The 1205-nt window shown below is 57.0% G+C and carries 1 protein-coding gene; it reads right to left on the bottom strand.

The genetic code is table 11. From position 1 onward, the window contains the following. Positions 1 to 179: 179 nt before the first annotated feature. Positions 180 to 1118, bottom strand: a complete 939-nt coding sequence (locus DW661_RS10030) for an AEC family transporter (RefSeq protein WP_118377586.1) — start codon at positions 1116 to 1118, stop codon at positions 180 to 182. Positions 1119 to 1205: the final 87 nt, after the last annotated feature.

Genomic DNA, 1205 nt, shown 5'->3' with positions numbered 1-1205 from the left:
GGGACACATGTATGTCAATCCTGGTCTAACAGAGCCAAAAAATATCAGCGCCGCAGATCGAAACGGTCGAGAGGGCCGCCTCCGGGCGGGTGCCTTCCTCTGAGAAGTTCGCGAAGCCCACTTCCCCGGACAAGGTCATCCCGCCGGGCAAGGCCCCAGCGCGAGACCGTCCCGGATGCCTACCCGCACAGCGTGGCTACGAGCGGGATAGTCAGAATGGAGCAAATGATCGACAGAAACGTGCACTGCATCATGGGGCGTGCATCCTTACCGTATTGAAGGCAGTACAGCGTACCGTTGCTGCCCACCGGCATTGCCATATCGAGCACAAGCGTCGCGATAAACATGGGCGTCATGCCGGGCCACAAGCGCGCGACGGCAAGACATGCCACCGGCACGACAACCAGGCGAAATGCCACGGCAGCATAGGCACGCCAGTTGGTGAGCATCTCGAGCGGACGGTACTTGGCGATAGACGACCCCATGAGCAACAATGCCGCAGGAGTGGTCATGGTGCCAACGATGGAAATCGAGTCGCCCAGCACGCCCCAATCGGTCCATCCGGTGAGCACGATCCCAAGCACAGCAGTACTTGCAATGAGACCAGGACTCTTGCAGCAGGCGGCAATATTGCGCATCTGCGTTTTAAGGCCACCACCTATTCCGCTAAATAACATAACGCCGACGGTAAACATAAGAAAGTTTGGGGGGATAAGCGCAATCGATGCATACAACAGCGCTTGTTTTCCCAACACCGCCGAAATAACCGGAAAACCGATAAACCCGGCATTACCGAAAAGCACGGCGAAGCGATACGAGCATTCCGTCCCTTTGGGAACGCGAAGAGCAGCGGTGACAGCAAACGCGATAACGGTCGCCACCACATACATCACAAAGGACAGTCCCATGAGCGAAAACGTATCGGCAATGCTCGGAAGCTTCACATCATCGCCCAGCGCTGACGAAAGCACCAAGCACGGCAGCGCCACCTGCAACAGCAGATGCGACAGCTCGCGCTCGAACTCCGCTTTCATAAACCCCAGCTTGGCGATACACCACCCCAACAGGATCGGCAAAGAAACCGTCACCATCTGCAAGGCCACGCTCGTAAAACTCATCTACTCCCCCTCTTATCTATCCCACGAGTGCCGGGGCGGGGTGCTTGGTTTTGGAAGTGGGCTTCGCGAACTTCCAAAACCAAGCAC

Origin of the sequence: Collinsella sp. AM24-1 (genome assembly GCF_003470325.1) — a bacterium.
Classification (GTDB): domain Bacteria; phylum Actinomycetota; class Coriobacteriia; order Coriobacteriales; family Coriobacteriaceae; genus Collinsella.
The sequence above is the reverse complement of the archived record's forward strand: the minus strand, read 5'-3'. Positions and strand labels throughout refer to the sequence as shown.